Source organism: Halalkalibacter sp. APA_J-10(15) (assembly GCF_023017105.1).
Taxonomy (GTDB): domain Bacteria; phylum Bacillota; class Bacilli; order Bacillales; family Bacillaceae_D; genus Halalkalibacter.
Genome location: NZ_JALKEV010000002.1, coordinates 255,434 through 271,086, shown reverse-complemented (window position 1 = coordinate 271,086; position 15,653 = coordinate 255,434). Strand labels below are relative to the sequence as shown.

At 36.9% G+C, this 15,653-nt stretch carries 17 protein-coding genes and 3 pseudogenes; 17 read left to right on the top strand and 3 right to left on the bottom strand.

Annotated features, from left to right (window positions below; translation table 11 throughout):
• Positions 1–527: 527 nt before the first annotated feature.
• Positions 528–727: pseudogene (locus MW695_RS04095) on the bottom strand (IS5/IS1182 family transposase); the annotation flags it as partial.
• A gap of 356 nt (positions 728–1,083) precedes the next feature.
• On the opposite strand from MW695_RS04095, the gene MW695_RS04090 reads away from it, so the two are divergent.
• The 5 genes from MW695_RS04090 to MW695_RS04075 are packed head-to-tail and all read left to right on the top strand — an operon-like array spanning position 1,084 to position 6,994.
• On the top strand, positions 1,084–1,329 hold the full coding sequence (locus MW695_RS04090) for a heterocycloanthracin/sonorensin family bacteriocin (protein ID WP_306421066.1): 246 nt from the start codon (positions 1,084–1,086) through the stop codon (positions 1,327–1,329).
• Positions 1,217–1,483 (top strand): hypothetical protein, encoded by a 267-nt coding sequence (locus MW695_RS22870; protein ID WP_306421073.1) that lies wholly within the window; start codon positions 1,217–1,219, stop codon positions 1,481–1,483. The genes MW695_RS04090 and MW695_RS22870 overlap by 113 nt, the downstream gene beginning before the upstream one ends.
• On the top strand, positions 1,484–3,445 hold the full coding sequence (locus tag MW695_RS04085) for a putative thiazole-containing bacteriocin maturation protein (RefSeq protein ID WP_247103640.1): 1,962 nt from the start codon (positions 1,484–1,486) through the stop codon (positions 3,443–3,445).
• A complete protein-coding gene (locus MW695_RS04080) occupies positions 3,445–5,385 on the top strand; it encodes a TOMM precursor leader peptide-binding protein (protein WP_247103638.1) in 1,941 nt (646 codons plus the stop codon). The genes MW695_RS04085 and MW695_RS04080 overlap by 1 nt, the downstream gene beginning before the upstream one ends.
• A gap of 25 nt (positions 5,386–5,410) precedes the next feature.
• Positions 5,411–6,994: a SagB family peptide dehydrogenase gene (locus tag MW695_RS04075; RefSeq protein ID WP_247103636.1), complete on the top strand. Its 1,584-nt coding sequence runs from the start codon at positions 5,411–5,413 to the stop codon at positions 6,992–6,994.
• A 175-nt stretch (positions 6,995–7,169) separates the two neighbouring features.
• Here MW695_RS04075 and MW695_RS23150 read toward each other — a convergent pair.
• Positions 7,170–7,253: pseudogene (locus MW695_RS23150) on the bottom strand (L,D-transpeptidase); the annotation flags it as partial.
• A gap of 286 nt (positions 7,254–7,539) precedes the next feature.
• Here MW695_RS23150 and MW695_RS04070 point away from each other — a divergent pair.
• From MW695_RS04070 to MW695_RS04015, 12 genes and pseudogenes are all read left to right on the top strand, one after another.
• Entirely contained in the window at positions 7,540–8,103 is a 564-nt protein-coding gene (locus MW695_RS04070) for a DUF6434 domain-containing protein (protein ID WP_247103634.1), read from the top strand.
• Positions 8,104–8,494: 391 nt separating this feature from the next.
• A complete protein-coding gene (locus MW695_RS04065) occupies positions 8,495–8,800 on the top strand; it encodes a hypothetical protein (RefSeq protein WP_247103632.1) in 306 nt (101 codons plus the stop codon).
• Between the two features lie 66 nt (positions 8,801–8,866).
• A pseudogene (locus MW695_RS04060) lies at positions 8,867–9,401 on the top strand (GNAT family N-acetyltransferase).
• Between the two features lie 90 nt (positions 9,402–9,491).
• Complete coding sequence (locus tag MW695_RS04055) at positions 9,492–9,767, top strand: HAD hydrolase family protein (protein WP_308446070.1); 276 nt, start codon at positions 9,492–9,494, stop codon at positions 9,765–9,767.
• Positions 9,768–9,888: 121 nt separating this feature from the next.
• Complete coding sequence (locus tag MW695_RS04050; RefSeq protein ID WP_247103628.1) at positions 9,889–10,143, top strand: histidine kinase; 255 nt, start codon at positions 9,889–9,891, stop codon at positions 10,141–10,143.
• 308 nt (positions 10,144–10,451) lie between these two features.
• Positions 10,452–10,697 carry a hypothetical protein gene (locus MW695_RS04045; RefSeq protein WP_247103626.1) on the top strand — a complete coding sequence of 82 codons (246 nt, stop codon included), beginning with the start codon at positions 10,452–10,454 and terminating at the stop codon, positions 10,695–10,697.
• Positions 10,698–10,782: 85 nt separating this feature from the next.
• Positions 10,783–11,523, top strand: a complete 741-nt coding sequence (locus MW695_RS04040; protein WP_247103624.1) for a class I SAM-dependent methyltransferase — start codon at positions 10,783–10,785, stop codon at positions 11,521–11,523.
• Between the two features lie 114 nt (positions 11,524–11,637).
• Entirely contained in the window at positions 11,638–12,390 is a 753-nt protein-coding gene (locus tag MW695_RS04035; protein WP_247103622.1) for a GNAT family N-acetyltransferase, read from the top strand.
• Between the two features lie 143 nt (positions 12,391–12,533).
• Complete coding sequence (locus MW695_RS04030; protein ID WP_247103621.1) at positions 12,534–12,854, top strand: MazG-like family protein; 321 nt, start codon at positions 12,534–12,536, stop codon at positions 12,852–12,854.
• Between the two features lie 16 nt (positions 12,855–12,870).
• Positions 12,871–13,440, top strand: coding sequence for an LOG family protein (locus MW695_RS04025; protein ID WP_247103619.1), 570 nt, complete (start codon positions 12,871–12,873; stop codon positions 13,438–13,440).
• A 123-nt stretch (positions 13,441–13,563) separates the two neighbouring features.
• On the top strand, positions 13,564–13,917 hold the full coding sequence (locus MW695_RS04020; RefSeq protein ID WP_247103618.1) for a DUF2200 domain-containing protein: 354 nt from the start codon (positions 13,564–13,566) through the stop codon (positions 13,915–13,917).
• A 105-nt stretch (positions 13,918–14,022) separates the two neighbouring features.
• Entirely contained in the window at positions 14,023–14,331 is a 309-nt protein-coding gene (locus MW695_RS04015) for a hypothetical protein (RefSeq protein ID WP_483299842.1), read from the top strand.
• A 146-nt stretch (positions 14,332–14,477) separates the two neighbouring features.
• On the opposite strand, the gene MW695_RS04010 is transcribed toward MW695_RS04015, so the two are convergent.
• A complete protein-coding gene (locus MW695_RS04010) occupies positions 14,478–15,242 on the bottom strand; it encodes an IclR family transcriptional regulator (protein WP_247103617.1) in 765 nt (254 codons plus the stop codon).
• Between the last annotated feature and the right edge of the window lie 411 nt (positions 15,243–15,653).

The window sequence follows — 15,653 nt, the reverse complement described above, 5'->3', positions numbered from 1 at the left end:
CTATTAGTTGATTTTGTTTGTCTTGCATTTCAAACTCCATATAAGAGTTCCTTCTTAGAATTTGAGTAATAGAATGGTGTCAATACTCTCTTATCTTACTGAGGGGCTCTATTTTTTTCAAAGTTGAAATTAACTCACTACAGGAATACTAACTTAGAAAGTTTAAAAATTTTTAGAAGCAACCGGGGTACTTAAGGGTTACTATGTAGGGTAAAGAATTGACTTATCGTAATTCCCTTTTCCTCAAATGATTATAAAGCAATTACCTCAATTTAAAAGTAATTGCTTTATTCATTTAATAAGGCTGATTTTTTACTGTATAAAAAATATTATTCTTATTCACACCGATTTGGATTAACATCTTGAACGAGTTTAGTACCTTGCGACAACTGGTCGTGTTGCTGTAAGAGTTGTTCGAACGATAACTTTAAATCGAATAGTTGCTACATCAATTTGTAGGACTTGGAACCCTGTAACAATTGTGCCTTTTAGTTGGAAAGGCGATTCGGTTACATTATCTCCGGGGCAGAGATCATTTTCGGGTGGTAGGCGGAACGACCGCCTCCTTTATACACATTAAAAAACAGTTGATCGTCCAGGGTATCGATCATGTCGCTCACGATTTGGGCAACGTGATCCTCAGGAATTAAATTAGAAAAATCCATACGAAGATACAGCTGATTCTGATTCATATATAATCTTGCAAAGTGACCGTTTGGTTGCTCATAAAAAATCGCCTTCTTTCGTTAATGTGGTAGTGGTAACTTCATTATACCGAAAGAGGCGATTTTTTGAATGTTTGGCATAAAAAAGAGGCTGTCAAAAGGTCATTTTTATGACCTTTTGATACAGCCCCTTTTCTTTTTATTAAGCGTCTATCGATTTATGCAAGAAATAAAAACATACAATGAAATTTAGGCACTAACATCAGTAACAATCACCTAAAAGGAATCATATTTTGTTGAAGAGAGTACACGGAATATCTGATGGTTTTAAATGAACCAAATCTGATTCATAACTTCGTTTGCCTCTCCCATCAGGTGTCGGTTTAACCTGAAAACTAAATACAAAGGAGAAGAATAAATGCATAATTATCAAAATCAATTGCAAAATTTGGAGATGGGTGATTTCCAAGTTAGTGAGTTAACTCCTATGAACACTTATAGTGAAGATGCACGTCAATTTGCTCTGTTTGGAGGCGGAGGCTTCCATCGTTGTGGCGGTTTTCGTTGCTTCAGCTGCTTTTTTCAATGTTTTAACTGCTTTAACTGCTTTAACTGCTTTAACTGTTTTCGATGTCATAACTGTTTCCGCTGTGGGGGAAGGTAATCGTTATTCAAGGAAATTTAGTTATTTAATGGAAAAAATGTCCCTGCATGATTTATCGCAGGGCATTACTTTTTTAGTTAATCATAAGGGACAAATAAAACTACATAAAATGATAGTGCCTAATTTGAATCGATTAGAAATAAGGAGGAGCTGAATGACAAAACTTAACGCTTCTACACGTCTGAAGGTAAAAAAAGATACATTTTATCAACCAGATCAAGAAGGTGGTGTGTACTTTAGAAATAACGAGAGTTCATTCCGTATAAAAGGGAGTACTATCTATCAATGGATTGAAACACTGATGCCGATGTTCAACGGAGAGCAAACATTGGGAGAATTGACAGAGGGACTATCATCCTCATATAAGAAGAGAGTATATGAGATTGGAGAAACGTTGTATCAGAAGGGCTTTGTACGAGATCTAAGTCAAGATCGTCCTCACCAATTAAATCTTACGGTTCTTGAAAAATATTCTTCACAAATTGAATTTATCGAAAATTTTGTTGATTCTGGTGCGTACCACTTTCAAGAATACCGTCAGGCTAAAATTTTAGCAGTCGGAGCTGGGACTATTCTGGTTTCATTGGTTGGTGCATTACTCGAATCGGGACTTCCTAAATTCGACTTTATGTTATCGCAATCAATGCCTACAAATCGGCACCGGATTCATGAACTGGTGCAGCATGCCCAAAAAGATGATTCTGAGGTTGAGGTAAAGGAGGTCCCTTTTGAAAAAGGGCAGTACAGAAGTATTTTAAAAAAAGCGGTGCATCCTTATGATTGTGTTTTGTATGTTTCGCAGGATGGAAATGTAAATGAAATAAGGAATCTTAACATCGTTTGCAAAGAGGAAAGGAAAGTATTTCTACCTGCCATATGTATAGACCAAGTAGGACTAGCGGGTCCATTTGTCCATCCGGAATCAGATGGATGCTGGGAGTCTGCATGGCGCCGCCTTCATCAGCCTGTCGTTCAAACAGGTCAACAGTCTAACAATTTCTCTCCGACAGCCGGATCGATCCTGGCAAATGTCCTTGTATTTGAATTTTTCAAGAAGGCTGTAGGAATTGCAGATTCAACTCAAAGTAACCAAATTTACCTGCTTGATCTTGAAACATTGGTAGGTAACTGGTTATCATTCCTCACACATCCGTTGGTTACGTCAAAAAGTCTAACCCCCAAGCTGATTGAAGACCTTGATTTAAGAATTAAACATGAATTGAACAGAAATACCACACCTAGTAAATTATTGGAATATTTTAGTCAGCTAACTTCCGAAGAGGTAGGAATCTTCCATTCATGGGAGGAACGAGATTTGACACAGCTTCCTCTGGCTCAGTGTTATGTTCAAGCAGTTAACCCGTTGACTTACGGACCGGCCGCACTTCTTTCAGAAGTTGTTTGTGTTGGTTTTACACATGAGGAAGCAAAAAGACATGCTGGACTGACGGGCATTGAAATGTATGTTTCACAATTGATTCATTCACATGGTAAGGGATTTAAAAATCAGAATGATCAGATTGACTCGACCATACCAGAAGGAATAATGGGCATCGGTGCAGGGGAGACAATTGAAGAGGCTGTATGTCGAGGGCTGCAACGATATTTAGATGAAGAGTGGAAAGAAAGAAATGCTGATCAGACCAATACGTACTTTGAATTGCAGCAAGAATCAATAGAAGATCAGCAATGCAGATATTATTTAGATGCGTTAACTACCTTAAATGGTTCACCAATTATCGATGTAAGAGAGGATATTCTAGGCTTCCCTGTCATACGGATCAGGTCGAATGGTCGTTGGTACACTAGGGTAGGTTTAAATACGACGTTGGCATTACGAAATGCATTAGAACAAGCACTTTTACCTACTCAAAACAAGGTGAATTCAGTGGTAAGACATGAAATGGAGCCAGCCGATTTTCTTGAAAAAAAGGAATCCAAACTCAACATTCCTTCTTGTGTTGAAATGACTCAATTAGAGCTATTACAATCTTCAATTGCGATCTTAAAACAAAACAGGAAACGCCTATGTATTTATGATCTTTCGTTCGAACCTTTCTTAAAACAGGAGCTAGCAGGGGTGTTTGGTATACAGGTTCGAGAGGAGGAATTGTAATGGCAACCATAATTCTAATGGATGGAAGTGGTTTATTAGCAGATTTTGTTTATCATCAATTGTCCGGAACCCATCTCATAAAGCGACAAAGTATAGTAGAAGACCTTCCAGATGAAACAGAATTAGCTTTGGTGCTCCATGATTCCTGGCATCCATCTGTTCATGAAAAAGCGGAAGAGCGATTTAGGGATGCTGGTATTCCATGGCTTCGTGGTTTCATTTCGTTTGGAGAGGGAATTATTGGTCCATTCGTTCGCCCGGATACAACGGGATGTTCTTATTGTGCTGATATGCGGCGTATTATAGCGGGATTTGACCGTCAAGAAATGTGGGAGTTTCAAAGGAGAATGCCAGCAGAAGAAGGTATACTGCAAGATGCTTGGGCATCACGAATAGGACTGTCGCAAATGGCAACTTTGATAAGTAATGAAGTAAGGAGGATTCTTCAAGGAGTATCCAGCAACTTAGAAGAGAAAGTTTTCATTACGAACATGAGAACGTTGTCGAACTCCCTTCACTTTTTCTTGCCTAACCCATCGTGCCCGATGTGCAGTTCATTACCAAATGATACATCAGAATTAGCTCAAATTCGGTTAGAATCTAGTCCTAAAATCGATAGTAGCGGTTATCGCAGTCGTTCGATGGATGAATTAAAAGCAGTGCTAGTCAAAGATTATTTCGATTATCGATCTGGGCTCATGAATGGGAAAATGCAGGATGTCAAGCTGCCATTTGCTGATGTTTTAGTGAACATGCCTATGTTTGGAGGGGATGAGGGAGTAGCAGGGAGGTCTAATTCTTATGAAATGAGTGAGCTGACTGCTATTTTGGAAGGTTTGGAACGATATTGCGGAATCGAACCTCGAGGAAAAAGGACGGTTGTTCATGATAGTTATCATCATTTAAAAAATAGTGCACTAAATCCTGCTTGTGTTGGTTTGCATGAAACCGTTCAATATGAAAAGACTGATTTTCCGTTTAAACCATTTAAACCTGATTCCCCAATGAATTGGGTCTGGGGTTATTCGTTCTTACAAGAACGTCCTATTCTGATTCCAGAGTTACTTGCCTACTATAGTTTAGGCTGCGGGAAGGGTTTTGTATATGAAACATCAAACGGATGTGCAATAGGGGGGACTAGAGAAGAAGCCATTTTCCATGCCATTATGGAAGTTGTCGAGCGAGATTCTTTTTTGATAACTTGGTATGCAAGGCTTCCCCTCCAGCCGCTTAATCTTCGCTCAGCTAATGATATAGAATTACAGCTGATGGTTGACCGTATTTCTGAGGTTACTGGTTATGACCTTTATTTTTACAATTCGACTATGGAACATAAGATTCCAAGTGTTTGGGCAGTGGCAAAAAGCAGAAGGTCCAAGGGAGTAAACATTATTTGTGCAGCAGGTGCTAACCCTGATCCAATCAGGGCTGTAAAAAGCTCGATTTATGAGCTTGCAGGAATGATGTTTAGGGATGACGAAAAATTGGAGAAAAACCGACATAAATATAAAAGGATGCTTAAAGATCCGTTTGCAGTACGTACCATGGAGGATCACGGTATGCTATACGGTCTGAAAGAAGCAGAGGAACGACTGGATTTTTTATTGGATAATCATCGTCCTATGCGTACGTTTGCTGAGGAATTTAAGGAACCGTTGGCCAATACTGATTTAAAAGATGATCTTCTGGATATTCTTCAGAGGTTACGCCGTTTAAACCTTGATGTTATTGTGGTTGACCAAACCACACCTATAACCAAAAGGAATGGATTATTCTGTGTAAAGGTATTAATTCCCGGTATGTTACCAATGACATTTGGGCATCACCTCACCCGTGTGAAAGGGTTGGAGAGGGTACTCACGGTACCAATGAAACTAGGATTTGTGAAGAAGCCGTTATTGTATGAACAGCTTAATCCATTCCCCCATCCATTCCCGTAATGGAGGAGTAGGAGGTAAAAAGATTTTGGAGCTAGAAACATTTCTATATCGACTGCATTTTGACACGGATAAAATCTTTCCCCTAGATTGGCAGGTGGACTGGGAAGATGCGCCGCTTCCATATAAATTGTACCACGGTTTACCAAAGATCCACCTTACTGCAGAAATACCTTTAACAATCAAGAAGAGAGAAGATGATCTAAACCCTCGTCTTGAAGAGCTTGGTCATTTCTTATGGTATATATACGGTCTAAATCAGTACTCTCAATCTACTTTAATAGATGGAACCAAAGAAAAAAATGTGAGCTATACTCAGTCTTTACGGAGATTTGTTCCCTCAGGCGGGGCGTTGTATCCTAATGAACTATACGTCTATGTAAAGCTGGATGACGTTCCCAATGGAATTTACCATTATGATGTGGCGCATCATCGTCTTATTTTGTTACGAGAAGGAAATTACGATTTCTACTTATTTAGAAGTATTGACAATGGTCTTCCTATTTCGGATTGTTTTTGTACCGTTTTTGTCTCGACCGTTTTTTGGAAAAATTTTTATAAATACAATAATTTCTCCTACAGACTCCAAGGGTTAGATGCAGGTGTGTTAATTGGGCAATCATTAGAAGTGGCCAATCGGATGGGGTTCTCTACACGAGTATGTTATCAATTTCTTGATCGGTCAATTAATCATTTACTTGGGTTATCCGAACAGGAGGAAAGTGTATATGCGGTTATCCCTTTAAGTATGAAACCACCAATGACTCGTGTTGACAACGTTCAAAAAAGTGGAGAAGCAGTTTCTGCTTCTGAATTGTGTCGGGAAGTTCCAGAGTTGAATCATGTATCCTGTAATTATTCAAAGAGAGTGATTGATTATCCGATGCTGAGAAAACTTAATGAAGCATCGATGTTTGAAACATCGCAGTCATTTATTAAAATAAAGAAAAAGAATTGTGAGAAACTTCTCTTAGAGAGAGAGATGGCCTTTCTTCCATTTACAGAGTGTTTATCGTACGATCTCGCATCTGTTTGCAGGAAGCGGTATTCTCCTGATAACGATTTTATGTTAGGGAAGGTAAGTCAAGCACAACTATCTACTTTATTAAAAGAGACATTTTCCTTCTCTTATCAAAATGACCTTGATGATACACAGGGCCAGATTGAGACTCGTCTGTCTTTATATGGCAGTTTTTATAATGTAGAGGGAATCCCTAATGGTGCCTATTCTTATGACAATGGCACTCGGGCACTTCGGAGAATAACCAAGGGGGATTACCGGGAGTTATTACAATCTGGATTAACCATGCCCAATGTGAATTTGTATCAAGTTCCACTCTGTATGCATGTGGTTGGAGACAGGGATCACCTCAAAGAGATATTTGGGTATAGAGGATACCGTATTCAACAGATGGAAGCGGGCATTCTCGTGCAACGGCTGCTCTTGGTGTCGTGTGCTTTAGGAATGGGGGGGCATCCGTTGTTAGGGTTCAATGCGAATCAATGTGATGAACTTTACAAGATCGGTTCGAAAGGAAAAACCAGCTTGATCCAAATTCCCGTCGGAACATACCATCCACGCGCCTGGTTAAGAGGGAGTTTGCTTAGCTAGGTAAGGCAAGAGTAACGCACTTTTTCATGTAAGAATGGATATTTACGGTATAGGATTTCATAGGTACTGAACTTGAGCAAGATCATTGAAAATAGGAAAATGCCTCCTTTATGCCGCTTTTGAACCAACTTTGCATTAAAGGAGGTGAGATTTAACAGAGTATTTATGAATCCACTCAAGTATTAATTTGCACTCTTGATGCTAATTCTAGAACATCATGATTAAGCATTCGAATACATTCATGGGAGACATTCTTACCATTTACCTTTTTTTTATCTACGTAATATCCCTTATTTCAACTTCAGCCTCAATAATTTCTCCGTCCTAAAAGAGAATGTACATAGATGCTTTAAAGTAATGTACAGTACAACGATACTCTTCAATAGAAAAAGAATATTCAACAATCGGGCACTTTAATGGAATAAGGATTATTGAATTTTCATGAAGAACAGATATGTATCATGAGGCATCATATGGTAAAAAACAATAGACGGATGGGGAATATATGTTCTATAATTGGTTGAGAGTACAAGGAGGTGAAGGATATGAGGCCGAACCTAACAAAAGAAGTGAGTATGAAAGATTTCAATGATTACTACTGGTTAAAGGAAGAGCTACAAACATTTTGTAGAGAGAATGGCATAAGTACTTCTGGTTCAAAAGTAGAAATTTCTGATAGGATTCGTACATATATCGATACAGGAGAGATTAAAAAGCCAATTAGAAAATCAAGGGTAAGCAATAAGGTCGATAACGATTTAGAATTAAACCTTGAGACCGTCATTACGGAAAATCATCGTTGCAGTCAAGAGGTACGAGCATTCTTTAAGACGATCATCCCTAAATTTCATTTTTCTACCTATATCCAAAACTACTTTAAAAATAATATTGGAAAAACGTATCGTGATGTTGTCGATGCATGGAATGAGGAAGAAGAACGAAAAAAAGATCCTACATACAAGAAAAAAATCGCTCCTCAATTTGAATACAACCAATTTATACGTGATTTTTATACGGACCCGAAAAATCAACAGAAAAGTCGAAAAGAAGCAATTGAAGCATGGAATACAATTAAAAGCCTCCCAGGAAGTAATAAATATACTCACTAACTATAGACTTAAGGAGAGAAAGCGTACCCTAAAAAGGACGCTTTTTCTCTTTATAAAAAGGAAATTAATGTTAAAATGAAGTGATAGTGAAATTAACAAGAAATACATATTCGGAAATGGAGGAGGGATTATGAAGAAGGAAATAATAATAGTGACATTATCCTGTTTGATCATACTGGTCATTGGTATCATCTGTATTTATGTCTATGCAGAGCGTAGTGAAAGGACCATTTTAGTCCTAACCTTAGGTTCAATGATGGTTGTCATTCAATATCTCGTGTTGTGGAGTGTAAAATGCAAGGACAGAAAACGGGCATGAATGAAAGGGGCTGCTTTTTAGCTGCTAAACGGGTGAAGGCTTGTAGAAAAATACGATTAATGAGGTGGTATTTTGAAGCGGATTAATCATACAATCGTGGGATACAGTGTATTGCTCTGTGCGATAATAGTCGTTTTAGTCCCTAGCCGCTTTATGAGTGATGGGATGGGAAGATATACGTATGGCTACCCTTTAACAAGTATAACCATTTATCAAAGGGAGCCTAATAGTATATGGTTTGGAACTAATTTTTTCACAGGTAATGACGGCTTACACATTAATCCTTTAAGTATATTATTGAATGTAATAATCATTTACGTGGTTATCAATTTTGTCACTAAAAGGTTGAAACGGAGAAAAGAAACGATAAGTGATTAAACGTCAACAAGTGATGCAAGTTAGTGGGAATAAAACATCTATTAAAATAAACAGGAGACCTACAATATGGTTGAATTAATATTTTTTGAGCGCACCCATTTTAAGCAACTGATAAATTGGATTGAAACACCTGAGTTTTTACTTCAATGGGGAGGTCCTATTTTTAGATTTCCTTTAGATGAACAACAATTAGAAAACTACCTTGAAAAGGCGAATAAAGATCACGCTACTATTTTTGTCTATAGTGTAATAGAAAAAGAAACTAGAAAAATTATTGGTCATATTTCATTAGGGGAAATTGACACAACAAACAAATCAGCAAGAATTGGAAAAGTCTTAGTTGGTGAAAAAAGTATAAGAGGAAAAGGGATAGGTCAACAAATGATGAAAGAAATTCTTAAAGTTGCCTTTGAGGAGCTTCGCTTACATCGAGTTAGTCTTGGAGTGTTTGATTTTAATGACACGGCGATTGCTTGTTATGAAAAATCAGGATTTGTTAAAGAAGGATTACACAGAGTCAAGAAAAATAGGTGAGGATTATTGGAGTTTATGGGAGATGAGTATTTTAGAATATGAATGGTTTGAAAGAAATAAAGTGTAGGTCTTATGTTGTTGGAATTGAGTTCTGAAATAAGACGTGCTTTTTCTGTGTTGATAAAAGTTGATGTACGAAAACATAAAAATGTAATCTATCACTTATATTGTAAGATTAAGAAATAGAAGAGGAATTCATCCTCAAGCGCATAAAGCGAGTGCTTTAGAACAAGTGTTACACAAACTAAGCATTGATAAGTCTGAGATTATAGCAATCGGAGATTTTTATAATGATTTAGAGATGATAGAATTCGCAGGATTAGGTATTGCGATGGGGAACGCACCGGATGATCTTAAAGACAAAGCCAATGTAGTGACGTCTTCAAATAATGAAGACGGAGTATTTTATGCTTTAGAAAAATACTTATTTTAAAATGAATTCTTTAATCAAAAGAACTGGAACAGTTGTTAATGGAGCTCCTTTGTTATTGTACAGGAATAAACGTTAAAAGGTATGAAAGGAATTTTAAAAATGAGAGGAACTTTTAATTAAAATGAATAAATGGAAATGGGTCTTGTATGTGAGTGCAGCCTTGTTCATAATCATTCCAATATCCGTAGTCCTAATATCTGATCATAGTACATTCAGCTCTGCTTTTAGTCATACCGTCATAAGCATAGCCATTCTATTAGTCATACTTGGGAAAGTGGTGACAATATTGGAGAAAAGAAAAGGGAATAGAAGTTTCGTACCAGATGTCGGAGCAGTAATTGGATTGAGTATGGTCCTAGTGTTCAGTCTAATTTAACTAAAGTGAGTGAGTAGGAGTGTCAAAGTGAAAACCAAAATGATTTAAGGTTCTCTCAACCATTTCTAATCAAAACACGAAGAAAATTGTCTTCCACTATACCCCTGACTATCAAAACATTAATATGAAAGGAGAAATTTTTAACGGAGATGACGTATTATTTGTAAAAACTAATGGTAACAATAAATTTCCATCGCATATTAAACACCCAATCACATCTCAAGCCTAACTGTGGAAATATGTACTTAAACAAGCGACGGCGCAGTTGTATCGTTCAATATTCTGCAACGTAACAGGGGTGAAATCATTTGAAGAGCAGATTAGGTTCGATTTCCATCAATTTATTTATCGTTGGGTTAATTTCCTCCATTATGTCTATTGTATTCGTTGTCGGTAAATTGCTGTTAATTGGTGCAATTGCCTCTGGAGCCGGATTGGTATTAGCCTTATTTTCTGAAAATAAAAAGGGACCTCTCATTAGCAATGGTCTATTATTTTTTCTGATTATGATCCTTCCTTTCTTAATAAGAACTTTGTTTTGGAATAGACCTTAATTTAACGGTAAAGAATAGATGATTTTATAGCAGTTTAAATGAGAGCGATATCATTTTTAAAACATTTGAAAAGTAGGTTATAAACATGGATGAATTACAATTTTACGATAAGGTTGGAGAAGTAAATGGATGGGATTTTAGTCATTTACAAGTGGAGACTGAAGGGGTTAAGTGGGATTTTTACGAAGAAGTTATGAAAAGAAGCAAACGTTCAGATGTTCTTTTGGACATTGGAACGGGTGGAGGCGAAAACGTATTAAGAATCGCCTCTTCCTTGATGTTCTTAGTTGGAATTGACTTTTCAATGGGAATGATGGAGACCGCTCGATCGAATCTTAGAAAATCAAAAGCATTAAACGTCCGATTTTCCCAAATGTCGTCTGATGATTTGCATTTTCCTATCGATTTTTTTGATGTTATTTCAGCCTGCCATGCACCGTTTGCTCCAACAGAAGTATTTAAGGTATTAAAGAATGGCGGGACTTTTTTGACACAACAAGTAAGTGAAGCTGATAAATTAAATGTAAAGACAGCTTTTGGACGGGGACAATCTTTTGGGGAAGTCGATGGTACGTTAAAGGAAAGGTATGTAACGGACCTATACGATGCGGGCTTTTCTGAGGTTCAATCGTTTGAATACGATGCAATCGACTATTATCAAAGACCTGAGGATTTGCTATTTTTACTTCAACATACACCAATTATCCCTGATTTCGGTAAGAGAGAAAGAGACTTAGATAGTTTGAACGATTTCATACAAAACAATCGAACCAAAAAAGGGATTCGTACAAATTCAAAAAGGTTCTTGCTCATTGCGAAAAAGTAGTGTTGATGTGTGCTGAATAGGGATTGTTAATTAGAATCATGTAAACGATAATCTCAGGCTTTTATGAAATTTTCGGAGAATCTCAGCATGTTAGTCAAGGGGAGAATTAATCTAATGAATAATAAGCTAGTCATCCAAAAAATAGAGGAACTATCAATGAATGCTCTGCCAGCTCTTCAAACACAGCTTGTTGACGGATGGGTAGTCAGGTTTTCTGATGGTTATGCCAAAAGAGCCAATTCTATTTATCCACTCTATTCATCAAATGATGTGATAGAAGAGAAGATAGAAACTATGAGAAAAATGTATCGTCGCAAAAAGTTGAAAGTTATTTACAAGCTTACGACAAATGTATTCCCCAACGACTTGGATCGTATTCTTGAACAAAAAGGGTATGTATTAGATGGTTTGACAAGTGTCCAATTATTATCGTTGAATGATGTTGAAGTACCAACTGCAAATAAAACCGTTTTATATAGCACTTTTGATGAGAAATGGTTTTTCTATTTCTGTGAATTAAATCATGTAAGAGGTACTGACCAAGTTACATTGAAAAAGATATTAAAAAGGATTGTTCCTGAAGTTTGCTATGTCATTTTGTTTAACGACAAAAACGAGCCACTTACCTGTGGAATGGGCGTACTAGAGGGGGAATACATAGGGTTGTTTGATATTGTTACTAATGAGAAGTATAGGAACAAAGGGTATGCAAAACAATTAATTGCTACTATTTTAAATTGGGGTAAGGAAAATGGAGCCGAACATGCATATCTTCAAGTTGTATTAAATAATCGTCCAGCATTAAATCTTTATTCGAAATTGGGTTTTAAAGAAGTGTATAGATATTGGTATCGGATAGAATGCTAGTACCTTTTATTTGGCGAAGTCTAACCTTTAGGATGAGAATTCTTCCTTTATATCCACTATATATCGTGTTAATATAAAAAAACATCACTATATATTGTGCTTTATTATGGACTTGCATTACATTGAAAGAGGAGGACATATCTATGGATGTACAAAGTTTTCAAAAATGGGTCGATCATTATTATAAGTTAAGAGGATGGTCAGAATTAGATATTTTTGTGAGAATCGGTTTTTTATCAGAAGAAACCGGTGAAGTGGCACGAGCGATTCGCGCATTAGAAATTGGAAGAGATCGTCCAGATGAAGAACGAAATACTTATACATATAATAAAGCGGCATTAACAGAAGAATTAGGAGATGTTTTAGGTAATATCGCTGTAATTGCTAACAAGTATCAGATTAGTCTAGAAGATGTCTTTGAAGAACATAAGAAGAAATTAACAAAAAGATTCGAGAACAATTAAATTAGAGGTGTTTTTAATGAGAAACCATTTAGCTGTATTTTGTGGTTCGAGTTATGGAGATGACAAGACATATATTGATTCTGCAGAACAATTCGGTATGGAATTGGCGAATAAAGGTAAAGTATTAATTTATGGGGGAGCACAAGTTGGCTGTATGGGAGCTATAGCAAACAAAGTGCTAGAATACGAGGGAAAAGTCATTGGAGTTATACCAGAAAAATTAAAAAATGTTGAGCTTGCTCATGAAGGGCTTAGCGAATTAATTGTTGTTGAGAGTATGCATGAACGTAAAGCACAAATGGCAGAATTAGCAGATGGTTTTGTAGCTCTACCTGGAGGGTCAGGGACCTTAGAAGAATGGTTTGAAGTTTTTACATGGGCTCAATTAGGCTATCATCAAAAACCGTGTGGGTTATTAAATGTGAATGGCTTTTTTGATCCGTTGATGGAAATGATTGATCATATTATTAAAAAGGGATTTATGAAACGAGAGTATAAGGACTTGATTTTAATCTCTTCTGATCCTGCAGAATTATTACATAAAATAGATACGTATAAGATGAGTTATACTATAAAATGGACATGAAAGAAGTCAATCCCCTGTAAACAAAGTTTGATTATGCAGAAACGTTCTTAAAAATTCTATGGTATTCTTGAATAAAAACAATACAGAAGGTTGGATACGAAACAAAAGAAAGGAGCATGTCTCGTGACCAAGCATAAGATTTATACAATGAGCTTTGCAAGTGTCTATCCGCATTATGTCACAAAAGCGGAGAAAAAAGGGCGTACGAAAGCAGAAGTGGATGAAATTATTTGTTGGTTGACAGGATATAGCGATCAAGAGTTAGAAGCGCAATTAGAGCAACAGACAGACTTTGAAACCTTTTTTGCGGATGCTCCTAAGCTAAACCCTTCACGAACTTTAATCAAAGGGGTAGTCTGTGGTGTGCGAGTAGAAGATATTGAAGAGCCAACTATGCAGGAAATTCGCTATTTGGATAAGCTAATTGATGAGTTAGCAAAAGGAAAAGCGATGGAGAAAATACTGCGGAAATCATGATTCAAATATAATACTTCGCTGAATGAGATGGGATGAAGATAGTCGTTACGATTTGCCTATAATGTGTAACTTTCAAGAGTATGTAAAAGTAAAGGAGGTTTTAGCGTGGGATTTGTCATGGCGATAGCACCTGTTGTCATCGTGGGAGCGATTGTCGTATTTGTTATTGGAAGGCTGAAGCATCAATATAACGAAGGTAAACTAGGTAAGATGAAATCAAAAAGTGCTCAAGGTTTATTAGATAGTTTAATACCAATTGGAATGGTTTTTGGCTGTAATATTGGTATAGTTGTCGGTTTGTTTCTTCCCATTTCTGTCTTATTTGCAACTAGTTTAGGTGCTGGATTTGGTTATTTATTTGGTTATTTTGCTTATGACATGTACAGTAGAAAGGACGCTGTTTTTAATAAGTAGCTTGCATCTAGGGAGAAGCCCATATTTGCCAAACTTTCGCTTATTATTGAAAAATGGATAAGGCGAGGCATTTAAAAAATTTAAAATCTAGAGGGCACTGAAAAAGGTTTTTTACTTTTTCAGTGCCCTTTTTATGCTTTTTTCTATTATGTCGCAGTTCCGTAACGCACTTCTTCTGATAGCTTGGCACCTGTATCTTTAAGTAAATTCAGATAGTCTTGAAGCTGTTCATCATTCACATTTGAGACTAATGTTGAAATACTAACCGCAGCAAGGAGCTCGCCTTCGAGGTTTTTGATCGGGACGGCTATGCAGCGAACGCCCGGCTCGTTTTCCTCGTTATCAATAGCATGCCCCTTTCTTATGACATCATCTAATTCTTTTCGTAGCGCATCATGGTTCATAATCGTTTTATTTGTTAATGGTGTGAAGACGTAATCAGATAGTAGCTTCTTTACGTTCTCCTCATTCTGATACGCTAATAGAATTTTTCCGATAGCCGTTGAATGAAGTGGGATGCGTTTACCGATTCTTGAGTAACGAATTAATGCTTTTTCTCCTTCTTTTTTGTCAATATATACTCCGGCATCTCCGTCTAAAATGCCAAGGTGGCTCGTTTGTCCGGTTTCTATTGATAAATCGAGTAAATATTTTCTAGCGACATTTCTGAGATTAAAGGTACTTATGACTAAATTCCCTCGTTCGACTAGCTTCATCCCTAATCTATATTTTCCATTCTCAAGGTTTTGTTCAATGTAGTTGGCTTCTTGAAGTGTTTTTAATAATGAATGCACGGTGCTTTTATGAAGTCCCATTTGTGTACTTATTTCTGTAATTTTAAGTTCAGTCGTCTGTTCATCAAATAGATCTAATATCGTGAGAGCACGTACGACAGATTGAATGATTGGCATGATCCACCCTCATATTCTTCTTATTTTTGCAATAAACGAACCCTTTCATTTTAACGTAGAAGCTAAGTGAAGAAAAGAGGGCGTCTTGTAGCAGGGCACTGAAAAAGTTGATTTGTACTTTTTTGGTGCCCTTGTCTTGAAGCAGCGCTTTTTCAAAAGATAAGAATCATAAAATTCGAGGAAGAAATGTGAAAAGAAACGAAGAAGCAAGTGGGATCATTCAATGAAGAGCGCTGGCTTCGCTCGTATACGTTATTCTGAAAGAACCCCATTTTCAGAATAACTGAAAACCGTTGTAACGGCTCCGCGCAACGCAATTAATAAAAGAAACCAACGCGTTTTTCTTAACCTATTAACGACAAGACGATTCCCTTTGGTCTTTGATTCTATGATATAATAGCACCATATTTT

Excerpts from the sequence above, each read along its gene's own strand:
- MW695_RS04090 (WP_306421066.1), top strand. The coding sequence starts at position 1,084 with ATGCATAATTATCAAAATCAATTGCAAAATTTGGAGATGGGTGATTTC.
- MW695_RS04085 (WP_247103640.1), top strand. The coding sequence starts at position 1,484 with ATGACAAAACTTAACGCTTCTACACGTCTGAAGGTAAAAAAAGATACA.
- MW695_RS04080 (WP_247103638.1), top strand. The coding sequence starts at position 3,445 with ATGGCAACCATAATTCTAATGGATGGAAGTGGTTTATTAGCAGATTTT.
- MW695_RS04070 (WP_247103634.1), top strand. The coding sequence starts at position 7,540 with ATGAGGCCGAACCTAACAAAAGAAGTGAGTATGAAAGATTTCAATGAT.
- MW695_RS04050 (WP_247103628.1), top strand. The coding sequence starts at position 9,889 with ATGAATAAATGGAAATGGGTCTTGTATGTGAGTGCAGCCTTGTTCATA.
- MW695_RS04040 (WP_247103624.1), top strand. The coding sequence starts at position 10,783 with ATGGATGAATTACAATTTTACGATAAGGTTGGAGAAGTAAATGGATGG.
- MW695_RS04035 (WP_247103622.1), top strand. The coding sequence starts at position 11,638 with ATGAATAATAAGCTAGTCATCCAAAAAATAGAGGAACTATCAATGAAT.
- MW695_RS04030 (WP_247103621.1), top strand. The coding sequence starts at position 12,534 with ATGGATGTACAAAGTTTTCAAAAATGGGTCGATCATTATTATAAGTTA.
- MW695_RS04025 (WP_247103619.1), top strand. The coding sequence starts at position 12,871 with ATGAGAAACCATTTAGCTGTATTTTGTGGTTCGAGTTATGGAGATGAC.
- MW695_RS04010 (WP_247103617.1), bottom strand. The coding sequence starts at position 15,242 with ATGCCAATCATTCAATCTGTCGTACGTGCTCTCACGATATTAGATCTA.